Here is a 19,829-nt window from a genome sequence, read left to right on the forward strand (position 1 = left end):
TCAAACCCTTGCGAACATGAAGCTAGCATCATGAAGACATGAACCCGGCATCAGCTTGCACCGCCGAGTATGACGCGCGACGTCAAGGGCATGCGGGAGGCGCGAACCTGAACCGGGCATCATACAAACATGAGTCCGGCTTCATGTTACGGTAGTATGCCGCCGCCGCCCGATGGCCGGCTTCGAGCAGGCGTCACCCCGACTCGCGCAGTGCCCCCAACGCCTCTCGTCTTCCCACAGGAGCCACACATGAGGATGTCCAGGTTCTCCCTCCGCTTCTACGCGACCGGACTCGCCGCCTGCACGCTGCTTGGATGTCCCACGACGACGGGTGGCGGTAACAAGGACCCGTACTCGGTCCCGGTGACGCTCGAGAACTGTCGCGAGCAGATCGCCGACCTGCAGGAGGCGCTGAAGGCGGAGGGCGTGGACGTAGCGGGCTGGTCCTTCCGGGATGCGGCCCAGATGGCGGAGCCCGCGCGCACGGATCGGCAGACGCCCGCCACCTACAAGGACTATGACGGCAAGTACCGCCCGTTGAGCAACCACCCCGGCTGCTCCATCGACAACCTCTACTACGACAAGTCCAACACCTCGACGGCGGAGGGCCGCACGCCCTTCATCGATGGCAACAACGACGGCAAGTGGAACGCGGATAGCACCGTCGGTGTCGCCAACAAGGCCACAGGCCACGCCGATGGGGACCTGGCCCGCATCGAGGGATATCCCTGCGCCGCCAAGCAGTACACGCAGACCAACGAGGACACCACCAAGCCCATCGTCATCCTGGTGCACGGCAACTCCACCCGGCCGCACTCCTGGGAGAAGTTCCTCCTGCCGGCGGGCACCGTTATCAACGCCACCTTCGAGAAGGTGCAGTTCAGCCCGGACACCGAGGCGCGCACGCAGCTCGCCGAGAAGCTGATCTCCGATCGCTACCAGGTCATCGCCGTGGACTTCCGCACGGATCTGGTCGTCACGGTGGACCCCTCGTCCAACAGCACCTCGGAGAACGCGTCGGGCAACATCGACCACGGCTGGTCCACGCCCATCCTCCAGGGCCTCGTCAAGGCGGTGATGCTCAACAACCCGAACCGGAAGATCGCCCTCGTGGGCCACTCGCTGGGCGTGACGGTGGTGCGCGATGCGCTGCGCCGGCTGTACGTGGACTTCGTGGATGGCAAGCCGGACGCCGTCAACCCCTTCACGCGTGTGAGCCACGTCATCCTCGGCTCGGGCGCCAACCACGGCGTGTCCACCTTCGACCCTCCCAGCACGCTGTGCTCCACCAACCCCACCATGCGGGGCACCATCGTGTGCGAGATGGGCAGCCGCGCCAACTACGTGCAGACGTACTTCCACGCGCCGCTCAACGGGCCTCGCGACCTGTTCGCCACCCCGTGCGCGGACGGTGACTTCGCCTTCGGCAAGACGGGCCAGTGCGGCGGCAACGTGGTGAAGTACTTCACCATCACCATGACGGACATCCAGCAGGGCGCCAACTACCAGGACCTGTACGTGTCCGAGTCGGCCTCGCGCATCGAGATGCCGGGCTGCGTGACGAACAAGCTGACGACGCTCAACGACTACGACACCAGCGGTTACTTCAGCAAGGGCTTCATCGCCAACCACTTCGGCTCCGTGCGCTCCGATGCGGGCCTGAAGCTCGTCATGGATTATCTGGCGAACTAGCCGCCGTCCCTGTTCGTCTTCCTCCGCCGCCCGTGGCCGTGGCTGCTGCGCGGGCGGCGGTCTCCCTTCTGGAGAGCAGCCCAGGAAAGTCTTCCCCCCATGAACCCGTCCTTCCCCACCGCTTCCCGCGTGGCGCTCGTGTGCACGCTGGCGTCCGCCCTGGTGTCCGCTCCGGCCCGGGCGCAGGACTCCGAGGCCCCCGCCGCGGCCACCGCTGATGCCCCTGTCGCGCAGACCGCGCCCCAGGCCGCTCCCGTCCTCGCGCCCGCGGCGCCCGCTGCTCCCGCCCGGCCGGATCCGGCCGAGAAGCAGGACCCGGAGGCGTTGGTGCTGGGCACGCCCACGCCCGCGACGCGGCCCCTCTTCGCGCTGGGCAGCGACACGTACTTCATCAGCCCGGTGCTCTCCATCGCGGGCGGTCTCCACTCGGAGAACCTGCTGGTCAACCCCAACCCCGACAAGGAAGGCCGCATCACGACGATCGCCATCGCGCGCTTCGGCGCCGAGGGACGGTTGGGGCCCTACGTCACCTTCCGCAGCGAGTTCGAGCGCAACATCCGCAACCATGGCTCGGGCATCTGGGAGGGCACGGCGTCCATGTCCGTGAGAGATCAGGTGCTGCGCCTGCAGCGGTGGGGCGCCACCGTGGAGGCCGGCATCATCCTGGACCCGGCGAGCGTGGACTTCTTCTCCGCGCACCAGGGTGACGTGCTCCTGGCGGACAAATACACGCGAGATCCACTGCTCTTCAGCGGCTTCAACCGCGGCCAGGGCGTGCAGGCGCGCTACACGCGCTGGGGCTTCACCGTGGGCCTGAGCTACACGGAGGCCAACCCGCTGAGCTCCTCGTCTTCCTACATGGTGGGTGGCTCCTTCGGTGGCAACAGCCGCTTCTGGCAGAAGCCCCTGGGCACCTTCAGCAACGGCCAGCCGGATGACGACATCCACTTCCGCGTCATCAGCCCCTCGCTCACCTACGACCACGTCTGGTTCGAGGCGAAGGCGATGGCCCAGGTCTTCAACATCAACACCCAGGCCAACTCGAAGCTGGATCCGGCGCTCACGGGTTACAACGTGCGCGGCAACGTGAAGCTCAAGCTCAAGGGCATGGTGCCGGCGCTGCCCTTCGAGGTGACGCCCTTCTTCAACGTGGCACGCGTGGAGAACGACGTGACCAACTCGGTCGCGGGCTACAGCAACGAGCTCCTGGATACGCGCTTCAACGCGCTCACGATGACCGGCGGCCTGGACGTCTTCCTCTTCGGGAGATCCGGCGTGGGCTTCCAGATCACTCGCGTGGCGGACCAGACGCCTTCCTTCATTCCTCCCGTCGGCTCCACCCCCTCGAGCGAGCCCGTCATCGGCACGGCCACCACCTTCCTCAACGTGGGCGCGACCTGGTGGATGTTCGACCAGGTGGCCCTGGGCGCGCGCGTGGCCACCTATACGCGTGAAATCGATGGCAAGCCGGAGCTGGAGGAGCGCGACCTGTCGGGCTTCCTCACGCTGCGCATGATTCTCTGAGAGGGATGTCCATGGGTGAGTTGACGGGAAGGACCGCGCTCGTGACGGGCGCGGCGAGTGGAATCGGCCGGGCGGTGGCCGAGGACCTGGGTGCTCGTGGGGCCCGGGTGCTGGTGTCGGACCTGGACGAGGCCGGCGCGCGCGCGGTGGCCGCGGGAATTCCGGGTGCCGTCGCGCAGCGGGCCGACGTGTCCTCGCGCCAGGAGTGCCAGTCCCTGGTGGACCGGGCCCAGAAGGAATGGGACCGGCTCGACATCCTGGTGAACAACGCCGGGCTCCAGCACGTGTCTCCGGTGGAGGAGTTCCCGGAGGAGCGCTGGGAGCAGATGATCCGCATCATGCTGGTGGGGCCCTTCCTGCTGACGAAGTACGCCCTGCCGCTGATGTACGCGCGCAAGTGGGGACGCATCATCAACGTCTCCTCGCTGCACGGGCTGGTGGCCTCGCCGTACAAGTCCGCCTACGTCTCCGCCAAGCACGGCCTCATGGGGCTGACGAAGACGGTGGCGCTGGAGGCCGCCGACAAGGGCGTCACGGTCAATGCCATCTGCCCCAGCTACGTGCGCACGCCGCTGGTGGAGAAGCAGATCGCCGACCAGGCCCGCGTGCACGGCATGACGGAGACGGAAGTCATCGAGCGCGTCATGCTGGCCCCCGCGGCGGTGAAGCGCCTGCTGGAGCCGGGCGAGGTGGCCGCTTACGTGTCCTTCCTGTGCTCGGAGGCCGCGGGGGGTATCACCGGGGCCGCTCAGGTGATGGACTGCGGCTGGACGGCTCGTTGAGAAAGGGAAACACCGTGACGGTATCCAACGACTCCCAGGCGCCCGCGCAGGAGCAGCACTCGAACATCTGGAAGGTGGCCGCCGCGAGCTTCATTGGCACGGCCGTGGAGTGGTACGACTTCTTCTTGTACGGGACGGCGGCGGCGCTCATCTTCAACCGCCTCTTCTTCCCGTCCTTCGATCCATTGATGGGCACGCTGGCCGCGTTCGCCACCTTCGCGGTGGGCTTCGTGGCGCGGCCGCTCGGCGGCATCATCTTCGGCCACTTCGGCGACAAGCTCGGGCGCAAGTCCATGCTCAGCGCCACGTTGATGATCATGGGCCTGGCCACGTTCGCCATCGGTCTGCTGCCCACATACGAGACCCTCGGCGTGGGGGCGCCCATCCTGCTGGTGCTGCTGCGCATCCTCCAGGGCTTCGGGCTGGGTGGTGAGTGGGGCGGCGCGGTGCTGATGGCCGTGGAGCACGCGCCCGCGAACCGGCGCGGCTTCTACGGGAGCTGGCCGCAGATGGGAGCGCCTGCGGGCCTGCTGGTGGCCAACGCCGTGTTCTCCATCTTCTCCCGGCTGCCCGAGGAGCAGTTCATCTCGTGGGGCTGGCGCGTGCCCTTCCTCTTCAGCGTGGTGCTCATCGGCATTGGCGTCTTCATCCGCGTCAGCGTCGCCGAGTCCCCCGCCTTCCGCGCGCAGCAGGCCGCTCACGCCGCGTCCAAGGCCGAGAGCGCCCCCCAGAAGCTCCCCATCCTCGAGGTGTTGCGCACCTACCCCCGGCAGATCCTCCTCGCCATGGGGGCGCGCTTCGCGGAGAACGGCTTCTTCTACATCGTCACCACGTTCGTCCTCACCTACGGCACCGAGCAGCTCAAGCTGGAGAAGGCCACCATGCTCAATGGCGTGCTCGCGGCCACCGCCGTGCACCTGGTGGCCATTCCCGCCTTCGGGGCCCTGTCGGACGTGGTGGGCCGCCGCCCCGTCTACCTGGGCGGTGCCATGGGCTGCGCGCTGCTCGCCTTCCCCTTCTTCTGGCTCATCGAGACGCGCTCCACCGCCCTCATCGTGGTGGCCATCTCTCTGGGCATCATCGCCCACGCCGCCATGTACGGGCCCCAGGCCAGCTTCTTCTCGGAGCTCTTCGGCACGCGCGTGCGCTACAGCGGCGCCTCGCTGGGCTACCAGCTCGCTTCCGTGTTCGCCGGAGGCCTGTCGCCGCTGGTCGCCACGTTCCTGCTGTCCTGGTCCGGGGGCAAGGCCTGGCCCGTGTCGCTCTACATGGTGGGCCTGGCGCTCGTCACCCTCGTCTCCGTGTACCTCTCCGCCGAGACGTTCCGCGGGCACCTCTCCGAACCGGCCCCCACGGCCCCTCCTGAAGGAGCCGCGGGGAGCGGCGAACGGCGCGAGGTGGCTTGAGCTTCAGCGGGGCCTACTTCGCGTAGGTGGCCACGTCGGCGCGGACCACGCCGACGATGTTCTCCCAGTTGCCGTTCTGGTAGTGGTCGTAGTCCTCGCCGTCATCGCGGAACTCCACGGTGTGGTAGCTCCACTTGGCCTTGCCGTTGCTGGTGGCGGCGGTGCCCGTGTTCAGGGTGCCGTCGCAGAACCAGTCACCGGGGTTGCAGAAGCCGCCCTTGGCGGAGACGCCACCGGTGGAGTGGTACGCCACGGCCTCGTCGTCCTGCCCGGAGAGGATGCCGGAGTAGGCCGTGCCCTTGGAGGCGGCGAACATGTAGAACCACACCGAGCGCGTGGTGTTGTGGTTGTACATGGAGCGCGCCGTGGAGGTCATCAGGTCGCCCACGATGGCGTCACCCGTCGCCCACTCGCCGTAGTCGGCCAGCTCGCTGCCACCGCCAGCGCCCGAGGCCACGTCCACCCACTTGATGTTCCAGCCCACCTGCGTGGTGCCGTCCGTGTTGCCGCACACGCCCGAGGAGTTGGGGACGGCGTTCTTCTTGTAGCGCGCCGAGCCACCGTACAGCGACAGCGCGTAGCCGATCTGCAGGTTGCCCGCGCTGTGCACGGCGACGTAGCACCAGTTGGTGCCCGTGCAGAAGCAGTCCAGCGCGTCACGGATGCGGAAGTTCTCCACGGAGATCTTCTGCCGGCCATCCCAGTTGACGGCCTTCTTGTTCACGCCGGCCGCGACGGAGGTCGGGCCCCAGTTGGAGAAGTCGGCATAGTTGCCGCGCTGGGTACCGCCGCCGTTCTTGCCGTGGATCCACAGCGTGTAGTTGGTGGCCGAGGCCTCGGGGGCCACGAGGAGGGCGGCGGTGGCCGTCGCCGCGAGGACTGCCGTACGGAGCGTCATGGGGAACTTCCTGTGTGGGGGTTCACGCCCGCCTGCCTTCCAGCCGGGCGTATGAAAAACCTACCACCAAGATTTCCCGTTCAATAGGAACACCTCTCAAAATCTGGGAAAATTGTTCACCCGGTGAGGCCAGGCTGCCGCCCCAGGGCGCGCGCCAGTTCGGTGCGAGCGGTGGCCAGGTTGTACGTGGCCTGGACGCGTTGGACGGCGGCGTTGGTGGCGGAGAGCTGCGCGTCGGACAGCTCGATGATGTTGCCCACGCCAGCGCGGTAGCGGCCCTCGGCCAGACGCAGCCGCTCGCGGGCATTGGTGAGCGCCTCCTCGGTGGCGGACACGCTCTCGCGCGCGGCGTTCACCGCCAGCTGCGCGCGCTCCACCTCCAACCGCACCAGCTGGCGCAGCGCGTCACGCTGGGCCTGGAGGTTGGTGAGGTTGGCCTGCTGCTCACGCACCTGGGCGCGGGTGACGCCGCCCTCGAAGAGGGGCCAGCTCAGGCCCACCTGCCCGCTCACCCCCCACTGGAGTTTCGTCGGGTCCGCGCCCGCCTGCGAGCCCGACACGGACGCGGAGATCCTCGGCCAGTAGGCGCCGCGCGTGGCGGAGATCTGCATCTCCTGGGCACGCAGCTGGTGCTCGCTCGCGGCCAGCTCGGGGCGGCCCTCGATGGCGGTGTCCACCAGCGCGTCCACGGTCAGGGCCTCGCCCTCCACGGGCGCCACGACCGCGTCCTGCACGGCGTAGTCGGTGGGGCCCTCCAGGCCCATGGCCTGGTTGAGCTGGGCCCTGCTGGTGGCGGCGTTGTTGCGCGCCTGGATGAGCTGCACCTGGGCGTTGGCCACCGCCGTGCGCTGCTGCAGCAAATCAATCTCCGGCCGCGTGCCGACCTGCACCTGGGCGTTGACCTGCCCCAGGCGCGCCTTCTCGTTCTCCAGCGTCTCCTCGGCCACCTGCACCAGCGATTGCTGGGCGAGGACGTTGAAGTAGGCGGTCTGCACGTTGGCCAGCACGTCCAGCAGCGTCTGGTTCTCCGTCTCCTGCTGGGCCTCGGCGGACTGCTGGGCGGAGCGCCACCGGCCCGTGGTGCGGCCGAAGTCCCAGATGAGCTGGTTGACGGACGCGCCGGCGTTGAAGCCCTCGCGGCTGATGAAGCCGGAGGAGTTCGCCGTGTTCACGCTCTGGCCCTCGGACAGCGAGCGCTGGTAGGAGAGGTTGGCGCTCACCTGGGGCAGCAGCGGGGCGAAGTTCTGGTCCACGCGGGCGTTGGCCGCGGTGGTGTTGGCCTGGGCCTGGCGCAGTTGCGGCTGCCGCTCGGTGGCGGTGCGCAGGGCTTCGTCCAGGGTGAGCACACGCTGCTGGGCCCACGCCGGAGTGGCGGCGAGCAACAGGGCGACAAGGGGCAGTAGGGTTCTCATCACTCGTACCTCAGTGCGTCGATGGGATCGAGCTGGCTCGCCTTGCGCGCGGGGTAGAGGCCGAAGCCCACGCCCACGAGCGCGCTGAAGCCAAGCGCGATGAAGATGACATCCGGGCGGACCAACAGGGGCCACTGGAACTGGCTGGCGAGGAACCGGGCTACGCCCAGGCCCACCGCCGCGCCGATGAGTCCTCCGAGCAAGGCGAGCGTCAGCGCCTCGATGAGGAACTGGGCGAGGATGTCCCGGGGCCTCGCGCCCACCGCCACGCGCACGCCGATCTCCCGGGTGCGCTCGGTGACGCTCACCAGCATGATGTTCATGATGCCGATGCCGCCCACCACCAGGGACACGGCGGCGATGGAGGCCAGCAGCAGGCTGAGCGTCTCGGTGCTCTGCTGGCGGCTGTTGGCCAGCTCGGACAGGTCCCTCACGTCGAAGTCGTTGGGGGCGTCCTCCGCCAGCCGGTGCCGCTCGCGCAGCAGCGCGGTGACGTCCTGCTGGGCCTTCGCGGTGCCGGCAGTGGCATCCGCCTGCACGTTGAGGACACCGGTGATGTACTTGCCCAGGCTCTGCGACTGGAGCTGCCGCTGGAAGGTGGTGGCGGGCACGAGGATGCTGTCGTCGTAGTCCTGCCCCATGGGCGATTGGCCCTTGCGCGCCGTCATGCCGATGATGGTGAAAGGCGTCTTCTTGATGCGAATGACCTGGCCCACGGGGTCGAAGCCCGCGCCATAGAGCTTCTCCACCACCGTCTGGCCGATGACGGCCACCTTGGCGCCCGCCTCCACGTCCGCCTCGTTGAAGCGCCGGCCCGTGGCGATGCTCCAGCCGCGCACGCCGAAGTAGTCGGGCGTGGTGCCCGTGACGCTCGTGGTCCAGTTCTGGTCCTCGGAGAACACCTGGGTGTTGGTGCGCATCTCCGGGGCGGCGGCGCGCACGCTCGGCAACTGCGTGCGGATGGCCTCCAGGTCGTCCCAGGTGAGGGTGGGCTGGCTGCCAAAGCCTCCCCGCGCGCCACCCGAGTTGGTGGAGCCGGACATGACGATGAGCATGTTGGTGCCCATCGCGTCGAACACCTTCTGGACGCTGGCCCGGGCTCCATCGCCAATGGCCACCATGGCGATGACGGCCCCCACGCCGATGATGATGCCCAGCGCGGTGAGGAAGGAGCGCATCTTGCTGCGCAGCAGCGAGCGCACCGCCAGCGACATCGTCTCGAGCACGTTCATGACACGGCCTCCTCGAGCGGCGGTATTTCCGCGGGCACCGGCTGCTGGCGCTTGTCCGAGATGATGCGTCCGTCCCTCACCACCACCACGCGCCCGGCGTGGCTGGCGATGTCCGGCTCGTGCGTCACCAGCACGAGGGTGATGCCCTCCTGCCGGAGTTCCTGGAAGAGCGCCATCACCTCGATGCTGGTGCGAGAGTCCAGGTTGCCCGTGGGCTCGTCGGCGAGGATGAGGCGGGGTTGACTGACCAACGCCCGGGCGATGGCCACGCGCTGCTGCTGGCCACCGGAGAGCTGGCGCGGATGGTGGTCCAGGCGCGCGCCCAGTCCCACCCGCTCGAGCGCCTCGCGGGCCCGCCGCTTGCGCTCACGCGCGGGCACCCCGGCGTAGAGCATGGGCAGCTCCACGTTTTCCAGGGCGCTGGTGCGCGCCAGCAGGTTGAAGCTCTGGAAGACGAAGCCCAGGGTGCGGTTGCGCACGATGGCCAGGCCGTTGCGGTCCAGGCGCGACACATCCTGGCCATCCAGGAAGTACTGGCCCGAGGTGGGCCGGTCCAGGCAGCCGAGGATGTTCATCAGGGTGGACTTCCCCGAGCCGCTCGAACCCATGATGGCCACGAACTCGCCCGGCTCCACGTGGAAGTCCACGCTTCGCAGGGCCGCCACCTCCACGTCTCCCGTCTGGTAGATCTTGCTCACGCCCCGCAGTGCGATGAGCGGCATCTGCTGTAGCTGACCGTTCATGTCGCGCCTCACGTCCGTCTAGAAGGGGCCCGGGGCGCGGAATCCGCCACCGGACCTGCCGCCACCCATGCCGCCCATGCCACCCGTCCGCTGGCCGGAGCCCTGGCCCGCGCCCTGCGTGGACTGCGTACCCGCGGCCGTGGCGGTGATGACCTGATCTCCCTCGCGCAGCTCACCCTCCACCTCCGTGTACGTGCCGTCCGTCACGCCGGGCTTCACGCGCACGGGGTGGGGCCGCCCATCGCGCAGCACGAACACCGTCTTGGTGCCGGGCGCGGGCTTCTCGAACGTTCTCGAGCCACCCGGGGCGCCCGCGCCATTCGGGGCGCCCGCGCCGCCCACGCCGGGGCCCTGCCGCGCCGCTCCCGCTCCCGCTCCCGCGGGGGGCTCCGGGGGCCGGAAGCGCAGCGCCGCGTTGGGCACGGTCACCGCGTTCTCCCGGTGCGCGGTGATGAAGGTGACGTTGGCCGTCATGCCCGGCTTGAGCTTCAGCTCCGGGTTGGCCACGTCGATGACGGCGTCATAGGTGACGACGTTCTGCACCGTCTGCGAGGCGTTGCGGATCTGCCGGATGGAGCCCTCGAAGGTCTCTCCCGGCCAGGCATCCACGGTGAAGGTGGTGCGCATGCCGTCCTGCAGCCGGCCCACGTCGGACTCCGCGACGCTGGTGTTCACCTGCATCTTGCGCAGGTCCTCGGCGATGGTGAACAAGGTGGGCGCCTGGAGCGAGGCCGCCACCGTCTGGCCCACGTCCACGCTGCGCGAGATGACGATGCCATCGGTGGGCGACACGATGGTGGCGTAGCGCAGGTTCACCTCCGCCTCGTTGAGCGCCGCCTGCGCCTGGGCCAGCGCGGCCTCGGACGAGGTCACCTGGGCCTGGGACACCTGGGCGGCGGACTCGGCGGTGTCCAGCTCCGACTGGGAGATGAACTGCTGGTCGCGCAGCGTCTTGGAGCGCTCGGCCTGGCGGCGGGAGTTGTCGGCTTCCACGCGCGCCTTCTGCACGTTGGCCCTCGCGGCGATGAGGTTGGCCCGGGCCCGTTCCACCGCCGCCTGGAGCAGCTGCGGATCGATGCGGGCAATCACCTGGCCCTTCTTCACCGGAGAGTTGTAGTCGACGAGGATCTCCTGGATGCGGCCGGACACCTGGCTGCCGACCTGCACCGTGACCAGGGCGGACACCGTGCCCGTCGCCGTCACGCGCGACTCGACATCGCGCCGCTGCACCGCCGCCGTCTCGTAGCTGGCGGCCGGATCCTTCGCCTTGGGCTTGAGCAGCCACACGCCCGCGGCCACCACCATGGCGATGACGCCCAGCCACAGGGGCCATTTGGCGGGCAGGTGCCAGCGCCGGGTGTCTTCCACCGGCACGGGCCGGGGCTGGAGGGGAGGGGACTGCTCTTCGCGTCGCGGTAGCTCGGTCGTTGACCTCATGGACCCAGATCTAGGCCCCACGACATTTCGGTGAATCTCGCCTTTGTTACGAAATATGACGGGCCGGGTGCGTCACCGTGGCCGCCTGCCCTGCGTCAGGGCCGCCGAGCCCTACCTCTCTCGTCAGGGTACCTTCTCCGGCTCACTGATGAACAGAGCGTGAAACAGGGTGGTATCCGGTGGCTCCTGCGGCTCCACGATGAGCGGGATTCGAGTCTCGGCGATCTCGCGAGGAAGGGCCTCGGCACCGAAGGTCGCCTCGATTCCCCTGGCGATGATGGATGCGGGCCCCTGCATCTCAGGTGGAAGCGAATAGAGGAAGACCTCGTCGCTCCGCTCCCGGCCCTTGTCGGTGTACCAGTAGGTATAGCGTGCTCCGTACACAGTGTAGACAGGCGCCAGAATGCTGAGACAGCCGACGACGGACCAGCTACTCGTTATCGGCCGGATTTTGTCCTTCGGATATGTAGCGCAGCGGAAACACGAGTCACATGGGGCCGTGACGTTTCCGATATCGAAGTCAGGTAGCTCTCCTCTGAGCTCTCGCAGGAACGCCCGCCATTGGTCCATCCGCTCGAGGGCTCGTGCCCATTGTTCCGAGAACCTGTCTTCCTCGGGGCTGTTTTCCGGCCTGTAGTTGAAGTCCTTGTCCGGACGGAAATAGTTCCGAACTATGGAGAGCAGCTCTTCCGCTGAAAGGGGCATGAGTCGTTATTGGTTTACAGGGATGATGGTGGGGGTTGTTGCTTCATGACACAGTGTCTTCACTCGTGAACCCAGCACAGCGCGGTTCAGGATTTCGTTGAACTTCTTCTTGAACTGCTCGCAGAGAAGGCCAGGACTCGGAGATGCGGGTGCGCTGAGCACGATGCGCCCAGCCTCGTTGGCGCAGTCGGCGGCGATGCGCTGGGCCAGCGTCACGGATAAGTACCCATCCGCTTCGGTTTCGATGGGCATGTCGACACCAAATCTACAAACGAATGTACTCATGTCCTGCGTGTTGATGACGGGCACATGGAGGCAGGCAGCGCGCCAGCCGTCCGCTCCTGGCTTGGTTTTTTCAACCACGGTCACGAAATCGAAGTGACGAGGTAGATAGTGGTTGATGGTGCACCCCGTGAGGATGAGCAGCATCACGAGGGACCAGCGGAGAGGTAGGAGCACAGGCATTCGTGCTGGCATGAATGCCTACGCTATCACCCACCGCTAGACGCGAATCCTACGTGCCCGTCAGCGGCTGCCCTGCGTCCGGAGCGGCGGGGAGGGTGATGCGGACCGTGGTGCCCTGGTCGGGCTGGCTCTCCAGCGTGAGCGTGCCCCCGTGGGCGACGATGATCCGCCGCGCCAGCGCGAGCCCCAGCCCGACTCCACCCGTCTTCCGGGCCCGGCTGCGGTCGCTGCGGAAGAACGGCGTGAAGAGATGGGGCAGGTCCTTCGCTTCGATGCCAATGCCCTCGTCGCGCACCTCCAGCTGGAGGCTGTGCTCTTGCGGACGGGCGAGCAGCCGGACGGTCTTCTGGGGATCGGAGTATTTGCCCGCGTTGTCGAGCAGGTTGTCGAGCGCGCGCCGCAACAGCACCGGGTCCGCCTCCAGCACGGGCAGTGTTCCCCCATCCACGTGCACCTCCAGCCGGTGCGATGGATGGGTGGAGCGGAAGCGCGCGGCGGCCTTGTCCACCAACGTCTGGGCCTCCACCAACTCCCGGCGCAGCGGCGGAGTCGCGCCGTCCGGATTCTGCTCCGTGGAGAGGTCCAACCGGGCCGCGGTGAGCACGTCCGACACCAGCCGCTCCAGCTCGTTGAGGTCCTCGGCGATGTCCGCCAGGGACTCGCGCGCCAGGGTGGCGTCCCCCTCGTTGGCCAGGTCCAGCGCCACGCGGATCCGGGAGAGTGGAGTGCGCAGCTCGTGCGAGACGTTGGCGAGCAGCTCCTTCTGCGAACGCAGCAGGTGGGTGATGCGCTCGGCCATCTCGTCGAAGGCCTCGGCCACCTGTCCCAGCTCGTCACGCCTGCGCACGCCCGTGCGCGCGCTCAGCGTGCCCGCGCCGAAGGCCCGCGCCGCCGCGGCCAGCCTCTGCAGGGGCACGGCCAGGGAACGGGCGAAGACGATGGACGTGATGGCCGTGCACCCGAGCACCACGGCGAGCATGATCCCCAGGTCGGGCGGAGGCCCGGGCGGTTTGGGCAGGTCGATGATCGCGTAGGCCCGCATCGCGCCCGTCTTCGGGATGGCCACCCGTACGAGGTGGGGCGGCTCGGGTTTGCTCTGCATGCGCTCCTGTTCGAGCCGGCGCAACTCCTCGGCGGACAGGGGCGGGTGGGGGGAGGGGAGGTTGGAGGCGAGGAGCTGGCCATCCGGGGTGCGCATCGTCACCTGCATCCGGAGCTGCTGGCCTGCCTGGTCCACCACCTCCCGCAACTTCCCGGGCTCGTCCAGGAACAGGGTCCAACTGGAGACGGCGTAGGCCGCGGCCCGCTCGGAGAACCGTGGCCGGTTTCCTTCCTCGGCGTACCGGCGGGCCAGGTTGAACGCGAAGGAGATGAGCACCAGCTGCGCGAGCCCCACCAGGTAGATGCGCAGCAGCAGGCGGCCGGGAAGCCGGGCCTTCATGTGTCGTCACCGGTGGCGAGCAGGTAGCCCGCGCCTCGCACCGTCTTGAGCAACTTCGGGTTGCGCGGGTCCTCTTCGATCTTCTGGCGGATGCGGAAGATGTGCACGTCCACGGAGCGGTCGAACACCTCGTCCGCGTTGCCCTTCACCAGGTCCAGGAGCTGCTCGCGGCTGAGCACCCGGCCGGCGCGCTCGGCCAGCGCGCGCAGCAGCGTGAACTCATACGAGGTCAGCGGCAGCACCTTGCCATCCAGCGTCGCGCTGAGGCTGCGGGGATCCAGCGACAGCTTGCCCGCCTGGATGGGCTGGGAGGAGGGTCCGGCACGCCCGCGGGCCCGGCGCACCTGGGCGCGGATGCGCGCGAGCAGCTCGCGCGAGGAGTAGGGCTTGGCCAGGTAGTCGTCCGCGCCCGACTCCAGGCCGAGCACCCGGTCGGCCTCCTCGCCGCGCGCCGTCAACATGATGATGGGGACATCACTGCGCGTGCGCAGCTCGCGGCACACCTCCATCCCATCCCGCCCCGGGAGCATCAGATCCAACAGCAGGACGTCGTAGTTGTGGCGGGCTGCCTCCGTCAGTCCCTCAGGCCCGGTGCGGGCGACGGTGACGATGATGCCGTGCTCCTGGAGGTAGCGGCTGGTGAGCCGGGCCAGGCGCTCGTCGTCCTCCACCAGCAATACCTGGATGGTTCCTTCGTCCGTGGTGGAGTGTGTCGTCGAGTCCATACGCGTCTCTCTCCTCCCGCTGCGCCGTCCGCCCCCAAGGGGCTCAGCGATAGAAGATACGACCCGGGAGCACTTGGAGGGGGTCTGATACGGCTGGACGGTTGCTCCCGGGTCGCATCCTGGAAGATGCACAACGCTTATTAACCGCGCGCTTCGGATGGATGACGAAATATTTCCGAGCGGACATGGCGGGCACGGGCCCTGGCCCGGTTGCTTATGATTCGCGGCATGTTCAAGACCGCCTTTGTCATGACCGCCCTCCTGGGCGCTTCGGCTCAGGCCCCGGCTCCGGCCCCGGTCATGAAGTCCGTGACCTTCGAGGGCGCGTGCGACGCGTCGGGCGCCGTGGTTCAGGGCCAGTGGATGTTCACCGTCGCGGATGACGAGGACAACGTCATCCGCGTCTATGACGGCAAGAGCGGAGGCGGCCCGGTCAAGACCTTCGACCTGTCGCCGGCGCTGGAGCTCCCCTCCGGGAAGAAGCGGGCCCCCGAGACGGACATCGAGGCCGCGACGGAGATACCGCCACTCTCCTTCTGGCTGACCTCCCATGGGCGCAAGAGCTCCGGGAAGGTGGACCCCAACCGCTTCCGCTTCTTCGCGACGCGCACCCTGGAGGATGGGACGCCCCGGCTCGAGGGCAAGCCCTACGCGCGGCTGCTCGATGATCTGCTCGCGGCGCCTCAGCTCGAAGCGTTCGGCCTCGGCCCGGCCGCCACGCGTGCTCCGAAGGAGGAGGGCGGCCTCAACATCGAGGGCATGACGGCGATGGAGGATGGGAAGTCCATCCTGATCGGCTTCCGCAATCCGCTTCCCCAGGGCAAGGCACTCACCGTCGTGCTCTTGAATCCCACGGAGCTGCTCCAGGGAAAGAAGGCGCGTCTGGGGCCCGCGCGGCTGCTGGACCTCGGAGGGCTGGGGATTCGCGCCATCTCCTGGTGGCGGGGACAGTACCTCTTCATCGGAGGCCCCATCTCCGGGCAAGGAGGCTCGCGCCTCTTCACCTGGGATGGCGGGGCCGGAGAGCCCAAGGCGGTGGAGGGCGCCGACTTCACCGGCCTCAACCCCGAGGCCTTCGTCACGTTCGAGGACAAGGAGGAGATCCTCGTCCTCAGCGATGACGGGAGCAGCCTGATCGACGGCGTCGAGTGCAAGCGGCTCCCGGAGGCGGCGAAGAAGCGCTTCCGGGGCGTCTGGTTGCGGTTGCCCGGGAAGAAGTGACGTTCAGGAGTGCTCCAGGACCACGCCCTCGATGACGCTGGCGACATCAAGGCACTTGCCGGTGGCGGTCTCGATGAGGTCGTAGATCTCCTTCCACTTGATGATGGTGAGGTGGTCCACGCCACTCTTGAAGAGCTTGCCCTTGCCGGCGCGCAGCAGTTCGTCCGCCTGCGTCTCCAACTGCTTGATGGCCCTGCAGCCGGCGAGAATCCGATCCGGCTGCTTGATGTGCCGCAGCAGCCCCACCACCTCGCGGACCTTCTCCGTGCACACCACCAGCACTCGCGCCAGCTCGGTGGCTTCTGGCAGGCTGCTCTGGATTTCGTAGGAGTGCAGCCGGGCCGCCGCCGCGTGGGTGAAGTCCAGTACGTCGTCGATGCGCGACAGCAGGGAGTGGATCTGCGTCCTGTCGAAGGGCGTGATGAACTGCTGGTGCAGGCGTTTGAAGGCCACGGACGTCACGGAGTCGCCCTTGTGCTCCACCTCCTTGAGCGCCTGGACCCGGTTGGCCACGTCCCGGTAATCGCTCAGCAGCGTGTGCAATATCCGGGCTCCCTCCACGGTCACGGCGCACTGGGCGTCGAAGTCGTCGAAGAACTCGTCGGACCTGGGCATCAGCTTCTCGAGCATACGGATCTCCTGAGGGTGGGGTGTCGGGGTGGATGCTCAACCCGGATCGATGGACGCGCTCCGGACTCCCGGCAGCGCGCCGCGCACGGCCTGGAGCAGCTCGAAGCCGTCCATCCGCTGGGGCATGGCGATCTCCACGACCGCCGTGCCCGACAACGCCGAGGGCGCTTGTTCCAGGGTGACGACACGTGCGCCCGGATGCAGGGCCCGGAGGGGCGGCAGCGCCGCGCTCACGTCCTCCAGGTCCAGGGACAGCTTCACCCACTGCGTGTCGTTCCTGGCCGTCGTGTCCAGGATCATCAGCACGGCGCCGAGGAAGAACGTCGCGACCAGGGCGATCTGGAAGGCGCCCAGTCCGCACGCCATGCCCACGCCAATCAGCACGAACATGACGGCCGCGTCGCGCGGGTCCTTGATACCCGAGCGGAAGCGGATGAAGCCACCCAGGCCCACCAGGCCGAAGGCGCGCGACATGCTGTCGCCGATGACGGTCGTCATCACCGCGCCAGCCACGGCGATGAGCAACTGGGTGTGGGCGGTGGAGAGGATGGGGCCCGGGACATTGGGCATCCACCTGCGCCAGGGCCGGTAGGCCAGGAGCGAGCCGAGCACGAGGGCGAGGCTGAAGCGTAGCAGGACCTCGAGGGTGGGCAGGATGTGGGGGCTGACGGAGGAGGCTTGTGTCAGGGCATCAGGCGGAGGCATCGCGAAGCTCCTGGGTGGTGGTGTCCCGCGTGGCGCGGACGGCCTGGCGCAGCAGGGCGAAGTCATGGGGGTGGCTCTCCAACAGCCGCTCGATGAGCGCCCGCCCCCGGGAGGTGAAGGCCAGCGGTCCGAGGTTCTTCACCGTGGCCGCGGGCCAGGTGTCCGCCAGCGCCGTGCGCAGCTTCCACGCCGTGGCGCCTTCCATGCCCACGAAGGAGTCCAGCGCTTCCTCGCACTGCACGCCGAAGGACTCGCGCAGGGCCCAGGCGCGAGGAACATCCAGGCCCTCCAGGGTGCCGAGCACCGCCCGCGGGGCACGCGCCACGTGCCGCTCGCGCATCTCCCAGGCCCGTTCGCTGTCGAGCCCGTCCAGGGTGCGGAGCACCGCGTCCGGAGCCACCTCGAAGGCGCGCTCGCGCCACTCCCAGGCCCGCTCGTCATCCACGCCCCGGATGGAGCGGCAGGCGATGCGCGCCACCCGCTCCAGTCCGAGTGCCGCCTCGCCTCCCATGTCCGAGAGCCACCGGCTCCGCTCCCGCCAGGCCCGCTCACCGCCGAGCCCCGCGAGCGAGCCCACCACCTGCTCCGCGGCGGAGAAGTAGATGCGCTCGCGCATCGCCCAGGCCCGCTCCGAGTCGAGCCCGTCGAGCGATTCCGCCACGGCCTCCTGCTTGCGCGTCTCCCAGCGCTCGCGCAGCGCCCAGGCCTCGGGCACATCCGCGGCCAGCTCCTTCAGCGAGCCGAGCACCTGCACCGGTGCCGCCTCCTCCAGTTGCCGCCGCAGCTCCCATGCGTTCGCGTCCGTGAGCCCGGACAGGCCATAGGCGATGACTTCGGGGTGCTTTCCAGCCAGCTGGCTCCGGCGCTCGTCGATGTCCGGACCCTCCAGGCCCGCGAGGAACCACGCGGCCAGTTGCGGCTCCTCCTGCATCCAGCCATCCAGACGCGCGAGGAAGCGTCCCCGGACCTCGGCCAGCGAGCGGAGGGGCGGCGCCGGACGGGCGCGCACGGGGTTGGAGGAGGGAACGTCGCCCTTCACGAGCCGCAGCACCTCCTGCACCAGCAGGCCCACCATCGTGTCGAGCGGCACGTCCGCGTTCTCCACGAGGCTCCACCGCTCCGGCGCCTCCGCCGCGAGGGCCCGGTAGCCCGCGCGCAGCCGCGCCTGCATGCCCACTCCCGCCAGTCCCTTCCGGGACGAGGTGCCCTGGGGCGGTGCCAGCAGCTTGGAGATGCGGCGGCGGGCGCGGGCAATGGCCGGGTCCACGTCGATGAGGAAGACGCGGTCCGGTTGCAGGCCCCTCGCGCAGGCATCCAGGATGGGCCGCACCTCGTGCTCCGGCAGCCCGCGTCCCCACCGCGCGAGCACCTCGGCGGTGTAGAGGAAGCGATCCGCGATGACGATCTCGTACTCGGCGAGCGCGGGGCGTGTCACCTCCTCCAGCAGTTGCGTCTCGCGGGCGGCGTACAGCAGCAGCTCCGCCATGGGGGTGAGCGCGAGGTTGCGCGGGTTCTTGGTGAAGAGCCGCAAGCCCTCGGACACGGGGGAGGCCAGCTTGCCGTCCTCGCGCACGTGCCGCACGCTCAGCCCCGCCCGGCGCAGCTCGCGCGCCACGCGGTTGGACAGCGTCGTCTTGCCGGAGCCATCGATTCCTTCGAAGACAATCAACATCAGAAGCTGACCTCCATCTGCAACATCACCGCGCGCCGCTCGGCGAGGCTGTTGTCGAGGGACTTGACCGCGGCCGGCACGGAGGCCTCGGCCCGGCGGCTCTCCACCTGGGCCTGAAACCGCCAGCGGTTCCTCTGTCCGAAGTTGAGTCCACCCCCCAGCTCCCAGAGCCGGTCGTCCTGGAGCTGGAGGTGGGGGTCGAGCGCGGAGACCATCACGAAGGGTTCGACGTAGAGCCCGCCCTTCTTGCTCCCGCCGATGCGCCAGGCCGTCAGTGCCCGCCCCATGAGCAGCGGCCCGTCGCTGCCCACGAGCTGGGTGGTGCGCCCCACGAGCACCTCGGCCCAGGTGCGCAGCTCGGTCGGGCCGAGGGGCAGTGCGTGCCTCGCGTCGAAGCCGGCCGTCCACTGGGACGAGGAGCTGCCCAGGGCGGACGCTCCCAGCTCCAGCGAGTCCAACACCTCCCACGTTCCCCGGAAGCCAGGCGTGAGGCCCAGCCCGTTCTGCACGGCGACCTTCTCGTCCTCGCCCAACTGCCACACGCCGGCGCGCAGCTTGAGGGCCCGCGTGCAGCCCGTGCACTTCCACTCGAGCTGCGCGCCCAGGCTGCGGCCGGTCTGCCCCAGCCCGTCATTGAGCACATCGCGCAGCAGGCCCCGGCGCACCAGGGGGAGCCGCGTCGTGGACTCCAGCTCCACGAGCGACAGCGGCACCTTGAACTGGCCGGCCCGTATCGCGAAACCGCCGGAGATGTTCAGCCAGGCATAGGCGTCCTTCAGTCCGCTCAGCCCATCGGCGATGTCGAACTCGACCACGGCCCGCAGGGTCTTCTTCCAGGCGTAGGTGACCTCGAGGCGCGCGGCGGGAATGGACAGCTTGCCGGCCCAGGCATCCGCCCCCTTGGCGTCCACAGCCTCGCGGATGGAGAAGCGGCCTCCCACGGCCACCGTACCGAACGCGGAGGGCAGCTTCAGGCTCCCCTCGCTCTCCCCCGCGGGGGGCGTGGGCGTCTGGGGGACGGTGTCCGGGGCCTTGGGGGCCTCCGGGGCGGCGGGAGGTTCGGTGTCCTGCTCCTGTGCCCGGGCGGAGGACACGAGGAGCAGCACGGCGAGGGCCAGGATGCGGGGGCTGTGCACGGC

18 protein-coding genes are annotated in these 19,829 nt (G+C 68.7%); 5 read left to right on the top strand and 13 right to left on the bottom strand.

What is annotated here, in order from left to right:
- Window positions 1-249 precede the first annotated feature (249 nt).
- The 4 genes from BO221_RS01950 (at window position 250) to BO221_RS01965 (ending at window position 5,404) form a co-directional block, all read left to right on the top strand.
- Window positions 250-1,692, top strand: coding sequence for a triacylglycerol lipase (locus BO221_RS01950; protein WP_073558618.1), 1,443 nt, complete (start codon window positions 250-252; stop codon window positions 1,690-1,692).
- Window positions 1,693-1,791: 99 nt separating this feature from the next.
- Complete coding sequence (locus BO221_RS01955) at window positions 1,792-3,216, top strand: hypothetical protein (protein ID WP_073558619.1); 1,425 nt, start codon at window positions 1,792-1,794, stop codon at window positions 3,214-3,216.
- Between the two features lie 11 nt (window positions 3,217-3,227).
- Window positions 3,228-3,998, top strand: coding sequence for a 3-hydroxybutyrate dehydrogenase (locus BO221_RS01960; RefSeq protein WP_073559407.1), 771 nt, complete (start codon window positions 3,228-3,230; stop codon window positions 3,996-3,998).
- A gap of 14 nt (window positions 3,999-4,012) precedes the next feature.
- A complete protein-coding gene (locus tag BO221_RS01965) occupies window positions 4,013-5,404 on the top strand; it encodes an MFS transporter (protein ID WP_233165578.1) in 1,392 nt (463 codons plus the stop codon).
- 13 nt (window positions 5,405-5,417) lie between these two features.
- On the opposite strand, the gene BO221_RS01970 is transcribed toward BO221_RS01965, so the two are convergent.
- The 9 genes from BO221_RS01970 to BO221_RS02010 all read right to left on the bottom strand — a co-directional run bounded on the left by BO221_RS01970 (window position 5,418) and on the right by BO221_RS02010 (window position 14,462).
- A complete protein-coding gene (locus tag BO221_RS01970) occupies window positions 5,418-6,302 on the bottom strand; it encodes a hypothetical protein (protein WP_073558620.1) in 885 nt (294 codons plus the stop codon).
- 116 nt (window positions 6,303-6,418) lie between these two features.
- Window positions 6,419-7,714 carry a TolC family protein gene (locus tag BO221_RS01975; protein ID WP_073558621.1) on the bottom strand — a complete coding sequence of 432 codons (1,296 nt, stop codon included), beginning with the start codon at window positions 7,712-7,714 and terminating at the stop codon, window positions 6,419-6,421.
- Window positions 7,714-8,946, bottom strand: a complete 1,233-nt coding sequence (locus BO221_RS01980; RefSeq protein WP_073558622.1) for an ABC transporter permease — start codon at window positions 8,944-8,946, stop codon at window positions 7,714-7,716. The genes BO221_RS01975 and BO221_RS01980 overlap by 1 nt, the downstream gene beginning before the upstream one ends.
- A complete protein-coding gene (locus BO221_RS01985) occupies window positions 8,943-9,689 on the bottom strand; it encodes an ABC transporter ATP-binding protein (protein WP_073558623.1) in 747 nt (248 codons plus the stop codon). Before BO221_RS01985 ends, BO221_RS01980 begins: the two co-directional genes overlap by 4 nt.
- Window positions 9,690-9,707: 18 nt before the next feature.
- Window positions 9,708-11,126, bottom strand: a complete 1,419-nt coding sequence (locus tag BO221_RS01990; protein WP_073558624.1) for an efflux RND transporter periplasmic adaptor subunit — start codon at window positions 11,124-11,126, stop codon at window positions 9,708-9,710.
- 123 nt (window positions 11,127-11,249) lie between these two features.
- Window positions 11,250-11,831, bottom strand: coding sequence for a hypothetical protein (locus tag BO221_RS01995; RefSeq protein ID WP_073558625.1), 582 nt, complete (start codon window positions 11,829-11,831; stop codon window positions 11,250-11,252).
- A 6-nt stretch (window positions 11,832-11,837) separates the two neighbouring features.
- On the bottom strand, window positions 11,838-12,263 hold the full coding sequence (locus tag BO221_RS02000) for a hypothetical protein (protein ID WP_143195219.1): 426 nt from the start codon (window positions 12,261-12,263) through the stop codon (window positions 11,838-11,840).
- Between the two features lie 82 nt (window positions 12,264-12,345).
- Window positions 12,346-13,737, bottom strand: coding sequence for a cell wall metabolism sensor histidine kinase WalK (locus BO221_RS02005; RefSeq protein WP_073558627.1), 1,392 nt, complete (start codon window positions 13,735-13,737; stop codon window positions 12,346-12,348).
- On the bottom strand, window positions 13,734-14,462 hold the full coding sequence (locus BO221_RS02010; protein WP_073558628.1) for a response regulator transcription factor: 729 nt from the start codon (window positions 14,460-14,462) through the stop codon (window positions 13,734-13,736). Before BO221_RS02010 ends, BO221_RS02005 begins: the two co-directional genes overlap by 4 nt.
- Before the next feature lie 228 nt (window positions 14,463-14,690).
- Here BO221_RS02010 and BO221_RS02015 point away from each other — a divergent pair, with 228 nt between their 5' ends.
- Complete coding sequence (locus BO221_RS02015) at window positions 14,691-15,683, top strand: DUF3616 domain-containing protein (protein ID WP_073559409.1); 993 nt, start codon at window positions 14,691-14,693, stop codon at window positions 15,681-15,683.
- A gap of 3 nt (window positions 15,684-15,686) precedes the next feature.
- Here the strand turns inward: BO221_RS02015 and BO221_RS02020 are convergent, their stop codons facing one another.
- Genes BO221_RS02020 through BO221_RS02035 form a run of 4 tightly spaced genes read right to left on the bottom strand, consistent with a single transcriptional unit; the run spans window position 15,687 to window position 19,826 of the window.
- On the bottom strand, window positions 15,687-16,313 hold the full coding sequence (locus BO221_RS02020) for a DUF47 domain-containing protein (RefSeq protein ID WP_073558629.1): 627 nt from the start codon (window positions 16,311-16,313) through the stop codon (window positions 15,687-15,689).
- A gap of 36 nt (window positions 16,314-16,349) precedes the next feature.
- Window positions 16,350-17,018, bottom strand: coding sequence for a DUF4956 domain-containing protein (locus BO221_RS02025; RefSeq protein WP_073558630.1), 669 nt, complete (start codon window positions 17,016-17,018; stop codon window positions 16,350-16,352).
- A complete protein-coding gene (tmk, locus tag BO221_RS02030) occupies window positions 17,005-18,690 on the bottom strand; it encodes a dTMP kinase (protein ID WP_073558631.1) in 1,686 nt (561 codons plus the stop codon). The genes BO221_RS02025 and tmk overlap by 14 nt, the downstream gene beginning before the upstream one ends.
- Complete coding sequence (locus BO221_RS02035) at window positions 18,690-19,826, bottom strand: porin (protein ID WP_143195220.1); 1,137 nt, start codon at window positions 19,824-19,826, stop codon at window positions 18,690-18,692. Before BO221_RS02035 ends, tmk begins: the two co-directional genes overlap by 1 nt.
- Between the last annotated feature and the right edge of the window lie 3 nt (window positions 19,827-19,829).

Origin of the sequence: Archangium sp. Cb G35, assembly GCF_001896145.1 — a bacterium.
Taxonomy (GTDB): domain Bacteria; phylum Myxococcota; class Myxococcia; order Myxococcales; family Myxococcaceae; genus Archangium; species Archangium violaceum.

Excerpts from the sequence above, each read along its gene's own strand:
- BO221_RS01975 (WP_073558621.1), bottom strand. The coding sequence starts at position 7,714 with ATGAGAACCCTACTGCCCCTTGTCGCCCTGTTGCTCGCCGCCACTCCG.
- BO221_RS01980 (WP_073558622.1), bottom strand. The coding sequence starts at position 8,946 with ATGAACGTGCTCGAGACGATGTCGCTGGCGGTGCGCTCGCTGCTGCGC.
- BO221_RS01985 (WP_073558623.1), bottom strand. The coding sequence starts at position 9,689 with ATGAACGGTCAGCTACAGCAGATGCCGCTCATCGCACTGCGGGGCGTG.
- BO221_RS02015 (WP_073559409.1), top strand. The coding sequence starts at position 14,691 with ATGTTCAAGACCGCCTTTGTCATGACCGCCCTCCTGGGCGCTTCGGCT.
- tmk (WP_073558631.1), bottom strand. The coding sequence starts at position 18,690 with ATGTTGATTGTCTTCGAAGGAATCGATGGCTCCGGCAAGACGACGCTG.
- BO221_RS02005 (WP_073558627.1), bottom strand. The coding sequence starts at position 13,737 with ATGAAGGCCCGGCTTCCCGGCCGCCTGCTGCTGCGCATCTACCTGGTG.
- BO221_RS01955 (WP_073558619.1), top strand. The coding sequence starts at position 1,792 with ATGAACCCGTCCTTCCCCACCGCTTCCCGCGTGGCGCTCGTGTGCACG.
- BO221_RS02025 (WP_073558630.1), bottom strand. The coding sequence starts at position 17,018 with ATGCCTCCGCCTGATGCCCTGACACAAGCCTCCTCCGTCAGCCCCCAC.
- BO221_RS01990 (WP_073558624.1), bottom strand. The coding sequence starts at position 11,126 with ATGAGGTCAACGACCGAGCTACCGCGACGCGAAGAGCAGTCCCCTCCC.
- BO221_RS01950 (WP_073558618.1), top strand. The coding sequence starts at position 250 with ATGAGGATGTCCAGGTTCTCCCTCCGCTTCTACGCGACCGGACTCGCC.
- BO221_RS01995 (WP_073558625.1), bottom strand. The coding sequence starts at position 11,831 with ATGCCCCTTTCAGCGGAAGAGCTGCTCTCCATAGTTCGGAACTATTTC.
- BO221_RS02010 (WP_073558628.1), bottom strand. The coding sequence starts at position 14,462 with ATGGACTCGACGACACACTCCACCACGGACGAAGGAACCATCCAGGTA.
- BO221_RS01960 (WP_073559407.1), top strand. The coding sequence starts at position 3,228 with ATGGGTGAGTTGACGGGAAGGACCGCGCTCGTGACGGGCGCGGCGAGT.
- BO221_RS02020 (WP_073558629.1), bottom strand. The coding sequence starts at position 16,313 with ATGCTCGAGAAGCTGATGCCCAGGTCCGACGAGTTCTTCGACGACTTC.
- BO221_RS01970 (WP_073558620.1), bottom strand. The coding sequence starts at position 6,302 with ATGACGCTCCGTACGGCAGTCCTCGCGGCGACGGCCACCGCCGCCCTC.